This is a genomic window from Serratia sp. CoH_134_PS_4, assembly GCF_058190535.1.
Map to the genome: position 1 here is coordinate 878256 of NZ_JBXWKI010000001.1, position 17835 is coordinate 896090.

The 17835-nt window shown below is 53.1% G+C and carries 14 protein-coding genes and 1 other RNA gene; 11 read left to right on the forward strand and 4 right to left on the reverse strand.

Annotation, left to right across the window (positions count from 1 at the left end; all coding sequences use genetic code 11):
- Positions 1 to 149: 149 nt before the first annotated feature.
- Together ydiK and rprA are read left to right on the forward strand one after the other, a co-directional pair.
- Positions 150 to 1250, forward strand: a complete 1101-nt coding sequence (ydiK, locus tag AC2FCQ_RS04040) for an AI-2E family transporter YdiK (RefSeq protein WP_209633033.1) — start codon at positions 150 to 152, stop codon at positions 1248 to 1250.
- A 261-nt stretch (positions 1251 to 1511) separates the two neighbouring features.
- Positions 1512 to 1622: antisense sRNA RprA (rprA, locus tag AC2FCQ_RS04045), an RNA gene on the forward strand.
- 111 nt (positions 1623 to 1733) lie between these two features.
- On the opposite strand, the gene ppsA is transcribed toward rprA, so the two are convergent.
- A complete protein-coding gene (gene ppsA, locus AC2FCQ_RS04050) occupies positions 1734 to 4112 on the reverse strand; it encodes a phosphoenolpyruvate synthase (protein WP_490307613.1) in 2379 nt (792 codons plus the stop codon).
- Between the two features lie 529 nt (positions 4113 to 4641).
- Here ppsA and ppsR point away from each other — a divergent pair.
- The 9 genes from ppsR to AC2FCQ_RS04095 all read left to right on the forward strand — a co-directional run bounded on the left by ppsR (position 4642) and on the right by AC2FCQ_RS04095 (position 13680).
- On the forward strand, positions 4642 to 5463 hold the full coding sequence (ppsR, locus tag AC2FCQ_RS04055; protein ID WP_209633031.1) for a posphoenolpyruvate synthetase regulatory kinase/phosphorylase PpsR: 822 nt from the start codon (positions 4642 to 4644) through the stop codon (positions 5461 to 5463).
- Positions 5464 to 5791: 328 nt separating this feature from the next.
- A complete protein-coding gene (locus AC2FCQ_RS04060; RefSeq protein ID WP_037418629.1) occupies positions 5792 to 6838 on the forward strand; it encodes a 3-deoxy-7-phosphoheptulonate synthase in 1047 nt (348 codons plus the stop codon).
- 112 nt (positions 6839 to 6950) lie between these two features.
- Positions 6951 to 7436, forward strand: coding sequence for a glutathione peroxidase (locus AC2FCQ_RS04065; protein WP_209633030.1), 486 nt, complete (start codon positions 6951 to 6953; stop codon positions 7434 to 7436).
- A 167-nt stretch (positions 7437 to 7603) separates the two neighbouring features.
- Entirely contained in the window at positions 7604 to 7789 is a 186-nt protein-coding gene (gene hemP, locus AC2FCQ_RS04070) for a hemin uptake protein HemP (protein WP_209633029.1), read from the forward strand.
- Between the two features lie 93 nt (positions 7790 to 7882).
- Positions 7883 to 9973 (forward strand): TonB-dependent hemoglobin/transferrin/lactoferrin family receptor, encoded by a 2091-nt coding sequence (locus AC2FCQ_RS04075; protein ID WP_490307614.1) that lies wholly within the window; start codon positions 7883 to 7885, stop codon positions 9971 to 9973.
- 63 nt (positions 9974 to 10036) lie between these two features.
- Positions 10037 to 11071, forward strand: a complete 1035-nt coding sequence (locus tag AC2FCQ_RS04080) for a hemin-degrading factor (protein WP_209633027.1) — start codon at positions 10037 to 10039, stop codon at positions 11069 to 11071.
- Positions 11068 to 11898: a heme/hemin ABC transporter substrate-binding protein gene (locus AC2FCQ_RS04085; protein WP_209633026.1), complete on the forward strand. Its 831-nt coding sequence runs from the start codon at positions 11068 to 11070 to the stop codon at positions 11896 to 11898. The genes AC2FCQ_RS04080 and AC2FCQ_RS04085 overlap by 4 nt, the downstream gene beginning before the upstream one ends.
- Positions 11898 to 12902, forward strand: coding sequence for a FecCD family ABC transporter permease (locus AC2FCQ_RS04090; RefSeq protein ID WP_314592289.1), 1005 nt, complete (start codon positions 11898 to 11900; stop codon positions 12900 to 12902). Before AC2FCQ_RS04085 ends, AC2FCQ_RS04090 begins: the two co-directional genes overlap by 1 nt.
- Entirely contained in the window at positions 12895 to 13680 is a 786-nt protein-coding gene (locus AC2FCQ_RS04095) for a heme ABC transporter ATP-binding protein (protein WP_209633024.1), read from the forward strand. The genes AC2FCQ_RS04090 and AC2FCQ_RS04095 overlap by 8 nt, the downstream gene beginning before the upstream one ends.
- 152 nt (positions 13681 to 13832) lie before the next feature.
- Here the strand turns inward: AC2FCQ_RS04095 and AC2FCQ_RS04100 are convergent, their stop codons facing one another.
- From AC2FCQ_RS04100 to lplA, 3 genes are all read right to left on the reverse strand, one after another.
- Entirely contained in the window at positions 13833 to 15275 is a 1443-nt protein-coding gene (locus AC2FCQ_RS04100) for a protein adenylyltransferase SelO (protein ID WP_209633023.1), read from the reverse strand.
- Between the two features lie 246 nt (positions 15276 to 15521).
- Complete coding sequence (locus tag AC2FCQ_RS04105) at positions 15522 to 16259, reverse strand: EAL domain-containing protein (RefSeq protein WP_209633022.1); 738 nt, start codon at positions 16257 to 16259, stop codon at positions 15522 to 15524.
- 552 nt (positions 16260 to 16811) lie between these two features.
- A complete protein-coding gene (lplA, locus tag AC2FCQ_RS04110) occupies positions 16812 to 17825 on the reverse strand; it encodes a lipoate--protein ligase (protein ID WP_209633021.1) in 1014 nt (337 codons plus the stop codon).
- Positions 17826 to 17835 lie beyond the last annotated feature (10 nt).

A 17835-nucleotide genomic window follows, 5' to 3' on the forward strand; every position in this document is an offset into this window, starting at 1 on the left:
ACTCGTTTAGTGAAGGCATGCACATTATTGCAATTGTCCTGTCACAGAATGGCCCGCAACAAAAGGTGTGCCGCCCTGTAATTTTTGACCAATATGCACCATGATTAAACGGTCCCAAGGACTAAACCTACCAGGATGAGAACCCATTCATGACAATCCCGCAATCTCGATACGATTTGCCACGGATTATTTTTGGCGTGCTATTTATCGCCATTATGATCGTCGCTTGTTTTTGGGTCATTCAACCCTTCATTCTCGGCTTTGCCTGGGCGGGCATGGTGGTCATCGCCACTTGGCCATTGCTCATTAAGTTGCAAAAAGTACTTTGGGGCAGACGTTCACTGGCGGTCGTCGTGATGACGATACTGCTGATCCTGCTATTCATACTGCCGATATCCCTGCTGATAAGCAGCGTAGTGGACAACAGTGCGCCCGTTGTTGCCTGGGCTAGCACGCCGGGAAAATTGCATATTCCCGATCTGGCCTGGCTACAATCAATCCCGATGATCGGCGATAAGATCTATACCAGTTACCACACGCTGGTGAGCGCGGGGGGGACGGCGCTGGTCGCGAAGGTCCAGCCTTACTTCGGCCAGACCGCAACCTGGTTTGTCGCGCAAGCGGCGCATATTGGCCGCCTCTTATTGCATTGCACCTTGATGCTGCTGTTTAGCGTCTTACTCTATGCGCGCGGTGAGCAAGTTGCTCTGGGTATCCGTCACTTTGCGACACGTCTCGGTGCTGCACGCGGCGACGCGGCGGTGGTATTGGCCGGGCAGGCAATCCGCGCAGTCGCGTTGGGCGTTGTAGTGACAGCGCTGGTGCAATCGGTCCTGGGCGGCATTGGCCTGGCAGTAACCGGCATTCCTGCCGCGACGCTGCTGACCGTGCTGATCTTCATCTGTTGCGTTGCACAGCTAGGGCCGCTACTGGTGCTGGTGCCGGCAATCATCTGGCTGTATTGGAGCGGGGACACAACCTGGGGCACCGTGCTATTGGTCTGGAGCTGTGTGGTGGCCACGCTGGATAACGTTCTGCGCCCTGTTCTGATCCGCATGGGTGCAGATTTACCGATGTTGCTGATCCTGTCCGGTGTTATTGGTGGCCTGCTCGCGTTCGGTATGATTGGCCTGTTTATCGGCCCGGTCGTGCTGGCGGTATCCTATCGTTTACTCACTGCCTGGATGAGCGAAGCGCCAGAGCCCACCGCCGATGTAAAAGAGGTCGCCAAAGATCTGGAGCAAATGTAACCCTCTTTAAACTCTGCCCGGGCTGCCGGGCAGAGATATTTCCCCGCCCCTGCCTCTCACCTGGTTTTTTGGATTAACCGGTCACGATAATAAAATCACCACCGTGACTTTCTTTCGAGCACGCATTGAACATACCGAATAAATACACCTTTTTATCAGCCCAATAATAATCACGCCTGGTAAAAATAAAGGGGGATAGGGATATTGATTAGGATGATTCTTAATGACTAATGGTGTTTAAATATCTAGTATTATTGCCATATATTGCTTCAAATACCTGATTTAAAGCAAGATTTCCAAACAATGTAATGCCATACATGTGAATTGCTGTGTGTAGTCTTTGCCCGTCTCCTATGATGGGCTTTTTTTTATTCTTTTTTTGGTCATTATTATTCCTGTGCCCCTTTTTATTTACATTCAGAAATAAAAAAAGCCGCAACAGGGTCGCGGCTTTAGAGTGAGCAATTAATCAACTCCAGAGAATTACTTTCTCTTCGACAGATTAACCCAAGTTTGTACGACAGTGTCCGGGTTGAGTGACAGGCTATCAATACCCTGATCCATCAACCACTCGGCAAAGTCCTCGTGATCAGAAGGACCCTGGCCGCAGATACCGACATATTTACCCTGGCGCTTAGCCGCCTGAATCGCCATCGACAGCAGAATCTTCACCGCTTCGTTACGCTCATCAAAGAGTTCAGACACCACACCCGAGTCGCGGTCCAGACCCAATGTTAACTGAGTCATGTCGTTAGAGCCGATGGAGAAGCCATCAAAGTGTTCCAGGAACTGATCCGCCAACAGCGCATTGGATGGGATCTCGCACATCATGATCACTTTCAGGCCATTCTCACCGCGCTTCAGACCCTGACGCGCCAATTCGGTAACGACGGCTTCCGCTTGTGCTACGGTGCGGACAAACGGCACCATGACCTCAACGTTGGTCAGGCCCATTTCGTTGCGAACGTGTTTTACCGCATCACATTCCATCGCGAAGCAGTCGCGGAAGTTATCAGAGACATAACGACCTGCCCCACGGAAGCCCAGCATTGGGTTCTCTTCGTGCGGCTCATACTTCTCACCGCCAACCAGATTGGCGTATTCATTGGACTTAAAGTCAGAAAGACGCACAATCACACGCTTTGGCCAGAACGCAGCACCCAGCGTCGCGATCCCTTCCGTCAGACGGCCCACATAGAACTCGGCCGGGTGGTCGTAGCCCTGCATCAGCGCCTTGATTTCATTTTGCAATTCGGGGGTTTGTTGATCAAATTCCAACAAGGCCTTCGGATGCACACCAATCATGCGGTTGATAATAAATTCAAGGCGAGCCAGACCCACACCTTCATTCGGTAAACGCGCAAAGTCGAAAGCACGATCGGGGTTACCGACGTTCATCATGATTTTCAGCGGCAGTTTAGGCAATTCAGTCACTTCAGAACTCTGCACGCTAAAATCGAGCATCTCACTGTAAACAAAGCCGGTATCACCTTCTGCGCAAGAAACCGTGACTTTCTGGCCTTCTTTCAACAGATCGGTCGCATTGCCGCAGCCCACCACGGCAGGAATACCCAGTTCGCGGGCGATGATGGCCGCGTGGCAGGTACGACCGCCCCGGTTGGTGACGATTGCGGCGGCCTTTTTCATGATCGGCTCCCAATCCGGGTCAGTCATGTCTGTCACCAGAACATCACCCGGCTCGATACGATCCATCTCGCTGATATTGTGGATGACCTTCACCGGGCCCGCGCCAATGCGGTGACCGATAGCACGCCCTTCCACCAGCACCGGGCTGGAACCATTAAGCTGGTAACGCTCCATGGTTTGCTCGTTAGAGCGCACGGTTTCCGGACGCGCCTGCACGATCAGGAGCTTGCCGGTATGGCCATCTTTGGCCCACTCGATATCCATTGGGCGACCGTAGTGTTTTTCAATCAGCAGTGCCTGATGGGCCAAGCCTTGTACTTCTTCGTCAGTCAGAGAGAAACGATTGCGTTGCTGCTCTGGCACGTCTTCGATTTGTACCTGCTTGCCGTGATCCTGCGAAGGTGCGTACACCATGCGGATTTTTTTCGAACCCAGGTTGCGGCGCACGATCGACGGTTTGCCTTTCAGCAATGTCGGTTTGTGCACATAGAATTCGTCAGGGTTTACCGCACCCTGCACCACCATTTCACCCAGGCCGAAGGCGGAGGTGATAAACACCACCTGATCAAAACCCGATTCGGTATCAATGGTGAACATGACGCCGGAAGACGCCAGGTCAGAACGCACCATACGCTGCACGCCCGCTGACAGCGCCACACCGCGGTGGTCATAACCCTGATGCACACGGTAGGAGATGGCGCGGTCGTTAAACAGCGAGGCGAATACGTGTTTGATCGCCACCATGACGGCGTCGATCCCCTGCACGTTGAGGAAGGTTTCCTGCTGGCCGGCAAAAGAGGCATCCGGCATATCTTCCGCAGTCGCCGATGAACGTACTGCAAATGACGCCTGGGGTTCCCCGTCGGCCAGCTGCTGGTAAGCCAGATTAATTTCACGCTCGAATTCTGCATGGAACGGCGTGTCGATAATCCATTGGCGTATTTGCGCGCCAGCCTTGGTCAGTTGAGCAATGTCGTCAACATCAGTTTGATCCAGTAGCTGATAGATGCGCTGGTTAACACCGCTTTGCTCGAGGAAATCGTTAAACGCCTGCGCGGTGGTGGCAAAACCGTTTGGCACGGCCACGCCCAAATCGGAAAGATTGGTGATCATTTCACCGAGGGAGGCATTTTTGCCGCCGACACGGTCAACGTCGTGCATGCCGAGCTGGTTGTACCAAAGCACATTACGCAAGTCTGGGCCATTGTTGGGCATCGAGACAATCCTTATTGCTATCAGTAGGGTATAGACGGATTTAATTCGCTTGCTTTCTCAGCACCGCCAAAACGGCGCCGAATCAGACTAGCACAATGATCCATAGGAAATGGAAAGGTGAATCGATCAACCCGGCGAAGAAAGTGGATTTTAGGAAAACTTCCTGACAGGGAAAATGGCGATGGAATCGTTCCCTGCCGCACTAATAGCTTAAAACTCAACAAATTAAGTATTTTTTAAACTTCAGTTTTAAAAACCACACTCAAATTCATGTTTTAGACCAAAATAACACCACAATGCGGAATAATAACGCAGGATAAATAACCTTAAACTCTTCATTAAAATTGAAATAGTGTTTCACTGAAGTTTTTACCCACCGCCGCCCCCTTTTTTTGCCCGATTAATGACCGACTCTGACCGCGTTATCACAATTTTTCTGCCCGCCCCTTTACCGCTGGATTACCTGGAGCCCATGATAAGAACAAGCAGACGTGAAAATTACGTCACTGTTCCAGGTAAGGAGTCTAGGGTGGAAAGAAGCGTTTTTTATATTTCGGACGGCACGGCGATCACTGCCGAGGTTTTGGGTCATGCCGTGTTGTCGCAATTTCCAGTGACGGCCACGACATTTACGCTGCCCTTTGTGGAAACTGAAGCGCGCGCCCGCGGTGTTTGTCAGCAGATAAACGAGATTTATCGTGAAACCGGCGTGCGCCCGCTGGTGTTTTACTCGATCATATCGCCGGAAGTGCGCAATGTTATTACTCAGAGCGAAGGCTTTTGTCAGGATATCGTACAAGCGTTGGTTGGTCCGTTACAGGGTGAGCTGGGTGTGGAACCGACGCCGGTACCGAATCGCACCCACGGACTGACGGCCAGCAACCTTGGGAAATATGACGCACGTATTGCCGCCATTGACTACACATTGGCACACGATGACGGAATCTCGTTACGCAACCTCGATCAGGCACAGGTGATTTTGCTTGGCGTGTCCCGCTGCGGAAAGACCCCCACCAGCCTGTACCTGGCGATGCAGTTCGGGATTCGCGCTGCCAACTACCCGTTTACCGCTGACGATATGGACAATTTGCATCTGCCTGCCGCGCTGAAACCGTTTCAGCACAAGCTTTTCGGTCTGACGATTGACCCGGAACGTTTAGCCGCGATCCGTGAAGAGCGGCGCGAAAACAGCCGTTATGCCTCAATACGCCAGTGCCGTATGGAGCTTGCAGAAGTCGAAGCTTTATTCCGCAAGAATCAGATCCGATATCTGAATACCACCAACTATTCGGTAGAAGAAATCTCAACCAAAATTCTGGATATTCTGGGTATGAGCCGCCGTATGTTCTGATCTGACCCTCTACAATACGGACAGGCACCTGACATGATTGAAGGGGCGCGGCATGCTGCGCCCGCGTTAATCGCGGCAAACGTATTCGCCCCCGCAAATCACTGGAAGGACAATTCTACCGGCAGCAGATTTGAATGCTAATCGCAGAGGCTCTCCCCTGCCATCTGTTGATTATTCCTCCATAGCCCATCATTTTTGCGCTTTTTTTCGCGGCTTTGATCAACAGAACACAGTTTCTACGGTTGAATTCATCGGTTTTTACGTTATTGTGATCGCCATCACTTCCCGGCACTCCGGCCGCAGCGAAGAAAAATCTTTAGAGAAAATCATGCACAAAACAGATGAACTGCGGACCGCGCGCATCGACAGCCTCGTGACGCCGCAAGCGTTGGCAGAGACGTTGCCGATCTCGGCGGAAATCGCTGATAACGTGACGGCGTCACGTAAGCGAATTGAAAAAATCCTGACCGGTGAGGATCGCCGTCTATTGGTGGTTATCGGCCCTTGTTCTATCCACGATCTTGACGCCGCCATTGATTATGCCGGCCGGCTGAATGCCCTGCGCATCCGTTATCAGGATCGCCTCGAAATCGTGATGCGTACCTATTTTGAAAAGCCGCGCACCGTGGTGGGCTGGAAAGGCCTGATCTCCGATCCTGCACTGGATGGAACTTTCCAGGTGAATCGTGGCATTGAAATGGCCCGTAGACTGTTGCTGGAAGTGAACCAACTCGGCCTGCCTACCGCCACCGAGTTCCTCGACATGGTTGTAGGCCAATACATTGCCGATCTGATCAGCTGGGGTGCCATTGGCGCACGCACTACCGAAAGCCAGATCCACCGCGAGATGGCTTCGGCGCTTTCTTGCCCGGTAGGCTTTAAGAATGGGACAGACGGCAACACCCGTATTGCCATAGATGCCATCCGTGCCGCACGCGCCGGGCATATGTTCCTGTCCCCGGACAAGCACGGGCAAATGACGATCTATCAGACCAGTGGTAATCCGTATGGCCATATCATCATGCGCGGGGGCAAAACGCCGAACTATCACGCAACCGACATTGTTGCCGCCTGCGATAGCCTGCGTGAATTCGACCTGCCGGAACACCTGGTGATCGACTTCAGCCACGGTAACTGTCAGAAATTGCATCGTCGCCAGCTGGAAGTGGCAGAAAACGTCTGCCAGCAAATCCGTGCAGGTTCTGTCGCTGTCACTGGCGTAATGGCAGAAAGCTTCCTCGTAGAAGGCACACAGAAAATCGTTGCCGGACAACCGCTGACCTACGGCCAGTCGATCACCGATCCTTGCCTGAGCTGGTCCGACAGCGAACAGTTGCTGGCTATGCTCGCGGATGCGGTAGATACCCGCTTCTGAGCCACTCACCGGGGCGCCCGCCCCGGCTTTTCTACCCGCCAGCGACTCATCTATAATTATGCCCAGTCTGCAGCGCGAAAGCGCTTTCGTCACAGGATATGGAGTTCCCTGCATGAGCAATTCATTGTTATCCATCCCCTGCGTTACATTGCAAGGGGAACACAAAACCCTGGGTGATTTCCCTGCCCGGGCCTATTTGGTGGTGAATACCGCCAGCAAATGCGGGTTTACGCCGCAGTACCGTGGGTTGGAAAACCTTTGGCAATACTACCGCGAGCGCGGCCTGATGGTACTGGGCTTTCCCTGTAATCAATTCGGAGCACAAGAACCCGGTGATCCGCTGGAAATCGCCAACTTCTGCACGTTGAACTACGGCGTCAGCTTCCCGCTGTTCAGCAAAATTGAAGTTAACGGTCCGGGTGCACACCCGCTGTTTAACGAATTAAAGCGACTGGCACCGGGTGTATTCGGTAGCCAACGCATCAAATGGAACTTCACCAAGTTCTTGCTGACGGCAGACGGCCAACGAGTGAAACGCTTCGCGCCGATCACCAAACCCGAACGCTTATTTGACCGTATCGAAACCCTGCTGAAATAACCGCAATTTTCACGGGCTGAGTCGCTCAGCCCGTATCACATCACTTTCCTGCAAAAAGGTTCCATTGGTAAGAAAATTTTCCTTGATGTAACCTTTCGTTCACATGATAATGATTCTCACTTTGATATTAATTACTATTTAATGGTCTGTTTTATAAACACATGACGATGGATAATCACAATCATAATCTACCCGCCAAAGCCGCTAGCCCCGCGGCGACCGGCCTGACCTCGCCTCCTTGCTACGACAGCACTCAGCTGCTTGATGCCGATGGCGTGGCGATCATCATCCATCAGGGCCAGCGCTATCAGCTGCGGCAGACCAAAGCCGGGAAATTGATCCTGACCAAATAACACCTATCCCTTAACGCCAGCCACCCCGATCGATGTTGATCCAGGCAGCCAGCAAATCTATTGATATGTTAAAAACATACGGAGAGTTGCGACATGCCTCTGACCCCTTCCACCCGGCTGCGTTTATCCGCATTGAGTCTGGCGATTGCCTGTGCTCTGCCGGCGGTGACTTTTGCACAAACCAACAGCACGACGTCTTCTCGTTCTACGACGGCGGCTTCACCAGCGAAAAAAGACAAAGCCAGCGACGAAACAATGACCGTGGCCGCCACCGGCAACGCGCGCAGCAGCTTCGAAGCACCAATGATGGTCACGGTGATCGAGGGCGATACGCCTGAAAGCCAGACCGCCACCAGCGCCGCCGATATGCTACGCCGCGTGCCGGGTATTACCGTCAATGGCACCGGTCGCAGCAACGGTCAGGACGTTTTTATGCGCGGCTATGGTAAAAATGGCGTACTGACGCTGGTAGACGGTATTCGTCAGGGCACTGACACCGGGCACCTTGGTGCGACATTCCTCGACCCTGCTCTGGTAAAGCGTATCGAAGTAGTGCGCGGCCCTTCTGCCCTGTTGTATGGCAGCGGTGCGTTGGGCGGCGTAATTGCCTATGAAACGGTGGATGCCGCCGATCTATTAATGCCGGGCCACAATAGCGGCTACCGGGTCTATGGCACCGCGGGTAGCGGCGATCACAGCCTGGGTATGGGCGCCAGCGCCTACGGCAAGACCGACAGCCTCGACGGCCTGCTGTCATTCGGCACCCGTGATGTCGGTAATCTGCGCCAGGGTAACGGCTTCGATGCACCGAATGATGAAACCATCAGCAATGTGTTAGCCAAAGGGACATGGATGCTCGATGAGAACCAATCGTTAAGCGGGAATTTACGCTACTACAATAACCGGGCGCAGGAGCCAAAGAACCCGCAAGAGTCCGCCAGCAGCAGCGGTAACCTGATGACCGACCGTTCTACCATCCAGCGTGACGGTCAACTTAGCTACAAATTGAAACCTGTAGGCCAAGACTGGCTCGACGCAGAAGCGAAAATCTATTACTCCGAAGTAGAGATTAACGCACACACCAACGGCAGTGAAGATGAGGCCCGCAAGCAAACCACGCGGGGTGCTAAGTTGGAAAACCGCACGCGGCTGTTTGCGGATACCTTCGCTTCCCACTTGTTTACCTACGGCAGTGAAGCTTACAAGCAGGAACAAACGCCAGGTGGCGCCACGGAAAGCTTCCCACAGGCAAAAATCAATTTTGCTTCCGGCTGGTTACAAGACGAAATCACCCTGCGTGATTTGCCTATCACCCTGCTTGCCGGGACGCGCTACGACAATTACAAAGGCTCTAGCGACGGATATGCGGACGTGGATGCCGACAAGTGGTCCTCGCGCGGTGCAGTCAGCATCACGCCAACCGATTGGTTGATGCTGTTCGGCTCCTACTCGCAGGCATTCCGTGCCCCAACGATGGGCGAGATGTACAACGATTCCAAACACTTCTCGATCCCTATGGGGCCTACCACCATTACCAACAACTGGGTGCCCAACCCAAATCTGAAGCCTGAAACCAATGCGACCCAAGAATACGGTTTTGGATTACGCTTTGACGATCTGTTGTTGGCTGATGACAGCCTGCAATTTAAAGCCAGCTACTTCGACACCAAGGCGCGGGACTACATCACCACGGACGTCACCATGGAGCTGGGGCGCGGCCCACGTGGCCCTTATTGCATCAGCTGTACCACGTTCTCGACCAACATCGACCGGGCAAAAATCTGGGGTTGGGACGCCATGCTGAGCTATAAAACCTCGATTTTTGGCTGGGACTTGGCATACAACCGTACCCGCGGCAAGAACGAAACCAGCGGCGAATGGCTAAACAGCATCAATCCAGACACCGTCACGAGCACATTGGATATTCCACTCGGCGAAACAGGCCTGTCAACCGGTTGGGTCGCCACCTTAGCCCAACGGGCTAGCCGCGTAGAAACCGGCACGCCAGAACAAGGCGGCTACGGCGTCAACGATTTCTACCTGAGCTATAAAGGCCGCGATCGTCTGCAAGGCGTCACCACCACCGTGGTGCTGGGGAACGCCTTCGACAAAGAATATTACTCGCCGCAGGGCATTCCGCAGGATGGCCGTAATGCCAAACTGTTGGTCAGCTACCAGTGGTAACGTTTTAAGTCCGGCGGGCAACCCGAATGCCCGCCGATTGCACCTTACACAGGAGAACTATTTATGAGCAATACCCTCTACGCACGCTACCAGCAGGCCAAGATTGATAACCCAGGCAAATATGCACGTGATTTGGCCGAACTGCTTGGCGTTAGCGAAGCGGAACTGACCCATGCTCGCGTTGGTCAGGATACCCGCCGCCTCCAGACTGATGCCCGTACCCTGCTGACCGAATTGGAGCAGGTTGGCGTCACCAAATCCATCACCCGTAACAGCTACGCGGTGCACGAGCAGATGGGGCGCTACCTCAACCAACACCTGAACGGACACGCGGGGCTGATCCTCAACCCGCGCGAGTTGGATTTGCGGCTGTTCCTCAACCAGTGGGCCAGCGCCTTCGCCATGAGCGAAACCAACAAGCGCGGCGTGCGTCACAGCATTCAGTTCTTCGATCATCAGGGTGACGCGTTGCATAAGGTGTACACCACCGACGAGACCGATCTGTCCGCCTGGATGGCGTTGGTGGAGCGCCATCTGAGTGCAGAAAATCCGGCGTTGGAACTGAAAGCCCCGGACGCTACGGTCAGTAACGCCGCACCGGACAACGAAAAGATCGACCGCGAATGGCGTGAAATGACCGACGTTCACCAGTTCTTCCAGTTGTTAAGCCGCAATAAGCTGACGCGTCAGCAGGCCTTCAAGGCCGTCGGCAACGATTTGGCCTACCGGGTGGATAACAGCGCCCTGTCCCAGTTGCTCAACGCAGCGCTCGGCCTGCAAAACGAAATCATGATTTTTGTCGGCAACCGTGGCTGTGTGCAGATCTTTACCGGTCAGATCGAGCGTCTGATGCCACAGGAAGGCTGGATTAACGTGTTTAACCGTCGCTTCACCCTGCACCTGATCGAAGATGCCATCGCCGAAAGTTGGATCACCCGCAAACCAACCAAAGACGGCTTTGTCACCAGTCTGGAATTGTTCGCTGCTGATGGGACACAAATCGCCCAGCTTTACGGTCAACGTACTGAAGGTCAACCTGAACAAACCCAGTGGCGCGAGCAGGTTGCGGCACTTGAACCTAAGGATATTGCTGCATGACATCCTCATTGACCCGTCGCCTGGCGTTGTGCATTGCGCTGGCGTTACCCTTCACCGCTACGGCGGCAGAACGTATTGTCTCGATAGGCGGTGACGTCACCGAAATTGCCTTCGCACTGGGCGCGGGCGATGAGGTGATAGCGCGAGACAGTACCAGTCTGCAACCGGAAGCCGTCAAAAAACTGCCGGATGTCGGCTACATGCGCCAGCTTAATGCCGAAGGCATTCTGGCGTTAAAACCCACGATGGTATTGACCACTGAGTTGGCCGAGCCGGCCTTGGTACTGAAACAACTGGAAGAAAGCGGCGTTAACGTGGTGCGCATTCCAGGCGATACCACGTTGCAGAGCGTGCCGGAAAAAATCACCGTCATTGCCAATGCACTGCAACGAACCGCCCAAGGCAAGGCGTTAAACACGCGCTACCAGCAACAGTTGGCGGCGGTAAAAACAGATGCCTTGCCGGTCAGGGTCTTGTTCGTCATGAGCCATGGCGGCATTACCCCCATGGCTGCCGGGCAGCACACCGCGGCTGATGCGGTCATCACCGCAGCCGGTCTGAAGAACGCCATGCAAGGATTTAGCCGCTACCGCCCGCTGTCGCAGGAAGGCGTGATCGCCAGTGCACCCGATCTGTTGTTGGTCACCACTGACGGCATTAAAACCCTCGGTGGGCAGGAACAACTTTGGAAATTGCCCGGCATTGCACTCACGCCTGCCGGTAAACAACATCGTGTGCTGGTCGTTGACGATATGGCGCTGCTCGGTTTTGGGTTAGAAACGCCTGCCGCGCTGGCTAAATTGCGTAATGCGGCGGAGCAAAAGTAATGCGCAGTCGCACTTCCCCACGCCTGGCGATTGCCAGCCTGCTGGTGTTACTGACGCTGCTGGCGCTGGGTGCCGCCAATATGGGTGCACTGACCTTGTCATTCCGTACCTTGTGGCAGCAACCGTTCAGCGACACCACCTGGCATATCTGGTTAAACATCCGTCTGCCGCGCGTGCTGTTAGCGGTGGTGATTGGCTGCGCGTTAGCCGTGTCCGGTGCCGTAATGCAGGGGCTGTTCCGCAACCCGTTGGCTGACCCCAGCTTGCTGGGTATCAGCAGTGGCGGTGCGCTGTTTGTCGCACTGATTATCGTGATGCCACTGGCGTTACCACCGGTAGTTGCCCTCTATGGCCACATGCTGGCGGCGTTTCTCGGCAGCATGCTGGTGTCTATCCTGATCTACGGCATCAGCCGCAGCGGGCACGGGAGCCTGTCGCGTCTGTTACTGGCGGGCATTGCCATCAATGCGCTGTGCATGGCGGCAATTGGCGTACTGTCTTACCTCAGTAACGATCAGCAATTGCGCCAGTTTTCATTGTGGATGATGGGCAGCTTGAGCCAGTCGCAGTGGCCTACGCTGGCGGTTTCCGCCACCCTGATTTTACCAGCGACCCTACTCACGCTGTTGCAAGCGCGTAGACTGAACCTGCTCCAACTGGGTGATGAAGAGGCACATTATCTTGGCGTGAACGTCCAGCGTGCCAAACTGCAGCTGTTGTTATTAAGCGCATTGTTGATTGGCGCGGCAGTGGCAATGAGCGGCGTGATTGGCTTTATCGGGCTGGTGGTACCGCATCTGGTTCGTATGCGCCTTGGCGGTGACCATCGCTGGCTGTTGCCTTGTTCTGCACTGGGGGGAGCTTGCCTGCTTTTAGTCAGCGATACGTTTGCACGCACGCTGGTTGCACCGGCGGAAATGCCCGTCGGCTTGATGACCAGTCTGATTGGCGGGCCTTACTTCTTATGGCTGGTCATGCGCCAGCGGGAGCGTGTGGGTGGATAACACATCAAGTCTGACAGCGCAGCAATTACGCTACAGCCTGGGTTCACGCAGGTTAATCAACGACGTGTCACTCAGCATCAACAGCGGTGAAATGGTGGCGATTATCGGGCCGAATGGTGCGGGTAAGTCGACGTTGCTACGTGTGTTAACCGGGTATCTGGCTCCAGGTTGTGGCGAATGCCAGTTGCTCGGACGCCCGTTAGAACAGTGGCATCCCCAGCAATTGGCGAAGGTGCGCGCGGTAATGCGCCAGCATAGTGATTTGGCCTTTCCCTTTACGGTAGAAGAAGTGGTCAGCATGGGGCGTGCGCCACATGGCAAGCGGGATGCGCAGCAAGCAATACAACAGGTGATGACGCAAACCGGCTGCCTTGAATTGGCACAACGAGATTATCGCCAACTTTCCGGCGGTGAACAGCAACGGGTGCAGCTTGCCCGCGTATTGGCACAACTCTGGCAGCCACAGCCCTCTCCGGCCTGGCTGTTTCTTGACGAACCGACGTCAGCATTGGATCTCTACCACCAGCAGCATACGCTGAGGCTACTGCGGACGCTGACACGCCAGCAGCCCATTGCCGTGTGCTGCGTACTGCACGACCTCAACCTGGCCGCGCTGTATGCCGACCGCATTTTGTTGCTGCATCAGGGGCAACTAGTCGCTTCGGGGACGCCGCAAGAGGTCTTGCAGGCGGAGATTCTCACCCGTTGGTATCAGGCGGACTTGGGAGTGGTGCACCACCCGGAAGTGGCGTTGCCGCAGGTGTATTTGCGCCAATAAGTTGACTGCCATGCCTATACCCGATGAATGTTAAGTTGCAGCCAGGCGCCCAGCTGATGTGAACGCGGCTCGCAGCGAGGGGTGTGGCCCATGGACGGGCCACCTCACTGAGTGCAGGTAACCACCCTGCAGCTTGAAAGACGACGGGTATTTCAGCTCGAGCAGGAAATCTCCAGGTGTTTGCCCCAATCTGGCGGCAACGCCGCGAGATCGTCATATTCCGCTGTGTCAGCAAAAGGGGTCAGTAAGGCCTGATGTAAACGTGCCAGTTTGCTGACATCGTTCTGTTCAGCACTCTCGATCGCCTGCTGTGCCAGATAGTTGCGCAGAATTAACTTAGGGTTCACGGCATTCATTGCCCGCTGACGCTCGGCATCACTCACCTGTTCTTGCTGCAAACGCTGACGATATTGCTGATACCAACTGTCGAATGCGGCGCGATCAATAAACTCATCCCGTAATGGCGACTGCGCTTGTTGCTGTTCCGTTTGGCCCAACAAACGGAAGGTACGGCTATAATCCCGCCCTTCTTGTGCCATCATGCTCAACAACCCGGTAAGCAGATCGTTATCCTGCTGCGACTGGGTGAAGAAACCGAGCTTGGCCCGCATTTGCTCTCCGTAGGCACGCATCAGCGCCGGTTCGTAGGCTCCTAGCGCCTGCTGCAACTGTTCGGTGCTCATCAATCCGGACAGCGTCTGCGCCAGCCGGTGGAGGTTCCACAATGCGGCTGCCGGTTGATTATCAAATGCATAACGGCCCTGATGGTCAGAATGGTTGCAGATATAGTCGGGCTGGTAATCATCCAAGAAGCCATAGGGGCCGTAATCAATGGTCATACCCAGAATCGACATATTATCGGTATTCATCACGCCATGTGCGAAGCCAACGGTCTGCCAATGGGCGATAAGCCGTGCGGTACGTTCGACGACATCGGTAAACCACTGCAAATAGCCATCGCTTTGATCTTGAAACTGCGGCCAGTGGCGGGCAATGACAAAATCAGCTAACTGTTGTACCTGCTCTGGCTGTTTGCGGTAGTAGAAATGTTCAAAATGGCCGAAGCGGACATGGCTTTCTGCTACGCGCAATAGCATCGCTCCGTGTTCTGGCTGTTCACGGTAAACGGGATGCTCACTGGTCACAATGGTCAGTGCTCGCGTTGTTGGAATACCCAGATGATGCATTGCCTCAGAGGCCAGGAACTCGCGGATCGCCGAACGTAGCACCGCACGGCCATCCCCCATACGCGAGTATGGCGTCATTCCGGCCCCTTTCAGATGCCAGTCCATACTGCGGCCATCGGCCAGTCGCTGTTCGCCCAGCAGAATGCCACGGCCATCACCCAACTGCCCAGCCCAAACCCCGAACTGGTGCCCACTGTATACCTGTGCCAACGGTTTCATCCCTGGCAGCAGCGTTTCACCCGCCCAAATCGGGGTTTTATCTTGGGTAAACCAACTTTCGTCCAGCCCCAACTCACGCGCGAGTGGCTCACTGTGATACAGCAGGCGAGCGCCTTTCAGCGGCGTAGGGTTCAATTCGGTATAAAAACCGGCTAGCTGGTCATGGTAAGCATTTTCAAACTGCGGCATAGGCCCTCCGTTACAGCTAGTGTAGAGCCAGGACGGAACGATTAACACAGAGGAAATGTAGGGAGAACGCATCTGCCCGAAACGCGGGCAGATGCGGGAGATCAGCGTTTATGCCGATACGACTTAAATGTCTTTTTACGCTGGTAGATAAAATACTTAATCAGCGAGAAAATGATAATGAATAACAGCGCCGGAATCACAGAAAAAATCATCCAGTCCACTATTGGCTCCGTTGTGTGTGCGGTCTCAATTATTGTTATTAAACTCATCGGGTGTTACCCGTAACGCTGCCAGATTATCCACACCGACGCTAGGCCATAAAAAACCTTGCAGCCCAAAAACGCCAGCATGTCTGAGCTTATTAAAGTATTCCTTTTTCTCTATTCCTCCGACGATCACCCCCTTACACAGCAGATTGATATTCTTTAATAGCGAGTCAATGACCACGTCATATCCCTGATGGGTAAACAACTGCCAGTAAAAACGCTTGTCAATTTTCACATAGTCGAACAAACCATCATACAATGCCGTCAACGTTGCCTGACCAGAACCAAAATCATCCAACCATAGCGAAAACCTCTCGCTAAGCCGGTAGATTTTTTCATTGTTTTTACCTGCCGAAAGATTCGGAAAACCTTCACTGATTTCAAAGGCAATAAAAGGCCACTTTCTGATGCGTTCACACAGTTGATCATCAGTGAGTATCAAATCGACAAGAGTTTCTTCGATATTCAGCGTCAACAACACGTTGTTTTCGGCAAACCAGGGTGCATTCTGTTCTGCCAATTTCAATTGCTCATTAAATAACTCAATCCTTTGCTCAGCGGTCAATAAATTAATCCCAATGTCAGCCGGCATAGCCAAATCACCGTCCAGACTATTAAAACGGTTCAAGATTTCTACCGCTAACAGCCTGCCCTCCATTGAGTAAACAGGTTGAAAAACATAGCTACTAATAAAGTCAGCTTCGAATTGGATTTTCATTTCAATGCCACAGGCTGAATGGCGAGCACCTCATCGTATATCAATATATTTTATCGATCAATCCCTCTGAGATTAATCGGAAATATCAATGCAGCCTCCCATAACTTATCATTTAATTGATAGATTAAAGCTATATCCACGACACATCAGACGGAAACAGAAACAATTTGGCTTAAGGGTAAAAACACGCACCACACCCTAAAAAAAGCGATATTTAACTTAAGTGATATCGTCACGCTAAAAATTTGACTTATTATCATTGTTTTCATTAAAGAAAATCCTAACAACGTAAATCTATTAACAAGGTATACGACAAACATAAGCACAAGAGACACATAAACTGATTAAATTTAATTACGCATCAATTTCACTCGTTATTCCTTGCATTGAAACGGTAAAAAAATGCCACCTTGCTTTTTGAGAAAAATCTACTACATCGATGTTTTGGCTGCATTTTTTGTCGAAGGGAGGATACCGGCCGTCAGTAAGCCCCTCTTTCTGGCATAAAAAAGGGATGAGTTGCCTCATCCCAGAACATTCAGAATCTGAATATTATTTAATCGTCTCAACCAGCCATTGCCGCAGCTCGGCCAATTCAGCCCCCTGTTCTGGAAACTGGGCAATCAGACTGTCACAGCACGCTGCCAGTGCATCAGTACGGTAGGCACAGCCAATCAGCATGTCGGCCAAATGTTGTAACGGTGCCGGGCTAAGGCTGTCGGTAAAGATTTGCGCCCGGCAGATGAGGCCCTTCTCTACGTCAAAAAAGATATCTACCCCGCCCCAGACAAAACGTTCATTTAGCAAATGACTAAACGCTGGCGCCTTGCCAAAGTTCCATTCCCAACTGCTTTGTTTGGCGAACTGTGCGGCAAAATCCGGCAGGTCAGGATAGACATCAGGCGAGATGATCTCCGCCGTGGCGGTCTCTCCATAGTGATTAAAGAACGCCTGGATCACCGCGTTGCATACGTGTTCATGGCTAATGTCGGGTAGAAATTCGGACAGATTGGCAACGCGAGAGCGTACGGACGTGATGCCTTTAGCCTGCAATTTCTTGGGGTCAGGATTAAGGTAGTCCGCCAAGCGGTTAAGATCGGCATTGAGCAATAACGTACCGTGGTGGAACCCACGATCCTGCGTTTCTCGGTAGGCTGAGCCGGAGATTTTGCGTACGCCGTCTGCGGTATCGATCACGAGATCATTACGCCCGGATGCGGTGGCGGAAATACCCAGCTGTGCCAACGCCTGCAGGATAATCCCGGTTGAGACTGTCTTATCGTAATCGGGCTTGCCCGCCATAAAAGTAAAACAGGTATTCCCCAGATCGTGAAATACCGCGCCACCGCCACTGCTACGACGTGCCAGGCGAATACCGTCTTGTTCCATCCTGCGGGTATTGCACTCTTTCCAGGGGTTTTGTGACTGGCCAATGACCACGGTTTCGGCGTTGCGCCATAAGAACAGAATTTTCTGCGTAGTCATTTCGCGGAAGATGCATTCTTCCACAGCCAGATTGAACCAAGGATCGTAAGAGTCGGAAATCAATAAGCGTAAACGTGTCATGGCGGTCACC

Bases quoted from the DNA above. Each gene is read 5' to 3' on its own strand.
- ydiK (WP_209633033.1), top strand. From the start codon at position 150: ATGACAATCCCGCAATCTCGATACGATTTGCCACGGATTATTTTTGGC.
- ppsA (WP_490307613.1), bottom strand. From the start codon at position 4,112: ATGCCCAACAATGGCCCAGACTTGCGTAATGTGCTTTGGTACAACCAG.
- AC2FCQ_RS04060 (WP_037418629.1), top strand. From the start codon at position 5,792: ATGCACAAAACAGATGAACTGCGGACCGCGCGCATCGACAGCCTCGTG.
- AC2FCQ_RS04065 (WP_209633030.1), top strand. From the start codon at position 6,951: ATGAGCAATTCATTGTTATCCATCCCCTGCGTTACATTGCAAGGGGAA.
- hemP (WP_209633029.1), top strand. From the start codon at position 7,604: ATGGATAATCACAATCATAATCTACCCGCCAAAGCCGCTAGCCCCGCG.
- AC2FCQ_RS04075 (WP_490307614.1), top strand. From the start codon at position 7,883: ATGCCTCTGACCCCTTCCACCCGGCTGCGTTTATCCGCATTGAGTCTG.
- AC2FCQ_RS04080 (WP_209633027.1), top strand. From the start codon at position 10,037: ATGAGCAATACCCTCTACGCACGCTACCAGCAGGCCAAGATTGATAAC.
- AC2FCQ_RS04085 (WP_209633026.1), top strand. From the start codon at position 11,068: ATGACATCCTCATTGACCCGTCGCCTGGCGTTGTGCATTGCGCTGGCG.
- AC2FCQ_RS04090 (WP_314592289.1), top strand. From the start codon at position 11,898: ATGCGCAGTCGCACTTCCCCACGCCTGGCGATTGCCAGCCTGCTGGTG.
- AC2FCQ_RS04100 (WP_209633023.1), bottom strand. From the start codon at position 15,275: ATGCCGCAGTTTGAAAATGCTTACCATGACCAGCTAGCCGGTTTTTAT.
- AC2FCQ_RS04105 (WP_209633022.1), bottom strand. From the start codon at position 16,259: ATGAAAATCCAATTCGAAGCTGACTTTATTAGTAGCTATGTTTTTCAA.
- lplA (WP_209633021.1), bottom strand. From the start codon at position 17,825: ATGACACGTTTACGCTTATTGATTTCCGACTCTTACGATCCTTGGTTC.